The sequence below is a fragment of the Roseomonas sp. TAS13 genome (assembly GCF_001950415.1).
Classification (GTDB): domain Bacteria; phylum Pseudomonadota; class Alphaproteobacteria; order Acetobacterales; family Acetobacteraceae; genus Roseomonas; species Roseomonas mucosa.
On the sequence record NZ_BDLP01000553.1, the window covers coordinates 1 to 2,080 of the forward strand.

Genomic DNA, 2,080 nt, shown 5'->3' on the forward strand with positions numbered 1-2,080 from the left:
GTCGATCAGCGCCGCCAGCCGCACCAGTTCGTGCCGCCCATCGATCATGTCGACCAGCCGCGGCCGCAGCAGATCGGCCTGTTCCGGCGGGCGCGGGCGGTGCTTCATGCCCACAAGATTCGCAGGGTTTGTCGTCGAAAACAATCGAACCCTGCAAATCCAGGTCGCCGAGCCCGGAAAATCTCACAGCTAGATCAGTGCCTTACGAGTTATTCAAGGCCGACCATGTAGCACAGGCCTGCGAAATGCTCGGATTGACCTTCACCTCGTCAAGTGTCGTGAGCATCGCCAGAGACAAGGTGGCCACGCGGGCCGCCCTGAAGGCACACGGTTTCACCATGCCGCGATATGCCGCTGCAGCCGCGGTCGATCAGATTCCCGCCGCCGTCACCGCGATCGGACTGCCCTGCATCGTTAAGCCGGCCAGAGGATCTGGAAGCCGCGTGTGTTACCCGCTTTACAACGATGAGCAGGTCGACTGGTATCAAGCCGAGGCACGTCGCGTGCAAGCGGCTGCTCAGGCGTACATGCAATGGATCTTTGCCAACGGATTCATTTGTGAAGAGGTCCTGAAGGGGCCCATCCTGTCGGTCTGCGTAGCCGCGGGACACCGAAACTGGCATGCTGTATCCGTCGCCCTCCATGCTGAGCAGGCCGTCAACCCAAGCGTGGGCTTTGGCTCCGTGCTGCCCATCAGCCCAGAGCACCACGCCGCGTCCGCGTGCGCCGACTACGCCGTCTCTGTGTGCGAGGCGCTCGACCTGTCCGTAGGGCTGTTCGACGCGGAGATGGTATTCACGGAAAGTGGGCCCGTATTGCTCGAGGTGAACGCACGCCCCATGGGCGGTGAAATGATAGCCGCATACGAGCTAGCGACAGGCCATGATTTGTTCGGCACGATACTGGACATCTACGCCGGGCGCGAGTTTTCAACGCCCACCGCTGGCCGTGGACCGAAGACTGTGATCCGGAAACTCATCGCCGCGGAGCAGGGTCAGGTCGCCAGCAGCCTTGATCATGCAGCACTACTCAAGCTGATCCCAGCCGGTGTGATGCTCAAGAACTATCGGTTATACCAGGGCCGCCACGTTCACGAATTGGAGGTCTTGGCAAGATTGCTGATGACGGCGGGCGACGAGTGGAGCGGCTTTGCCCACCTCGGAGAGGTTGCCGAGTGCATCGCTGCCGCAGCAGGCGTGCGCTTGATCGACGGCTCACTGCCTGACTTGCCGTTGATGGTGGTCGGGGACCATAGTTGTCTACATCTCCCGGAAGGGCTGCCGAGTTCCTCTGGTCGGGCGCTGCAATCGGGTCCCCTGTAAGCCGACTCGTGGAGGACTAGTGCTAGCTCGTTTTCCGACAAAAACGCTCTTGGACAACGGTGAAACCCGCATTGTCCATGTTGCCTCAGAGCTAGGCAACCGAGATGTCGTGGTGGTAACCTTTTCGGAAATGTGGCGCAATAACCCAGATGACCTGGGGTTCGGCGAGAAATTCTTAATAGAAGCCGGGATCGACGTTATTGCTGTTAGAAAGCGAAGGGATAATTGGTATCAAGATTTGTCGCTTGGAGAATTTGTGCGATCTGTAGGCGGCACGTGTTCGCTGTACCGACGCTCTGCTTGCTATGGAGCAAGCATGGGAGGCTTTGCGGCCCTATTCTATGGGGGATCGATTGGGGCGTCGATAATTTCGGTTTCTCCAATGGTTTCTATTCATCCCGATTATCCAGAATTTGGGTCAAATTTCTATAGAAAGCTGGTGGAAATAAAAAATGTTGATCTGAGAAGCGTTCCTAAATCAAAAGAACTGGTAACGGTCGTGTATGATCCAATGAAGAGGGCCGATCTTAAATAGTCGGCCTTGAATAACTCGTAAGGCACTGATCTAGCTGTGAGATTTTCCGGGCTCGGCGACCTGGATTTGCAGGGTTCGATTGTTTTCGACGACAAACCCTGCGAATCTTGTGGGCATGAAGCACCGCCCGCGCCCGCCGGAACAGGCCGATCTGCTGCGGCCGCGGCTGGTCGACATGATCGATGGGCGGCACGAACTGGTGCGGCTGGCGGCGCTGATCGAC

Annotated in this window: 2 protein-coding genes; both read left to right on the forward strand. The window is 57.9% G+C overall.

Going from position 1 to position 2,080, the window contains the following annotated elements; all coding sequences use genetic code 11:
- Positions 1-245: 245 nt before the first annotated feature.
- Positions 246-1,322 carry an acetyl-CoA carboxylase biotin carboxylase subunit family protein gene (locus tag ROTAS13_RS23490; protein ID WP_139323539.1) on the forward strand — a complete coding sequence of 359 codons (1,077 nt, stop codon included), beginning with the start codon at positions 246-248 and terminating at the stop codon, positions 1,320-1,322.
- 49 nt (positions 1,323-1,371) lie between these two features.
- Positions 1,372-1,857 carry a hypothetical protein gene (locus tag ROTAS13_RS26700; protein ID WP_139323540.1) on the forward strand — a complete coding sequence of 162 codons (486 nt, stop codon included), beginning with the start codon at positions 1,372-1,374 and terminating at the stop codon, positions 1,855-1,857.
- Positions 1,858-2,080: the final 223 nt, after the last annotated feature.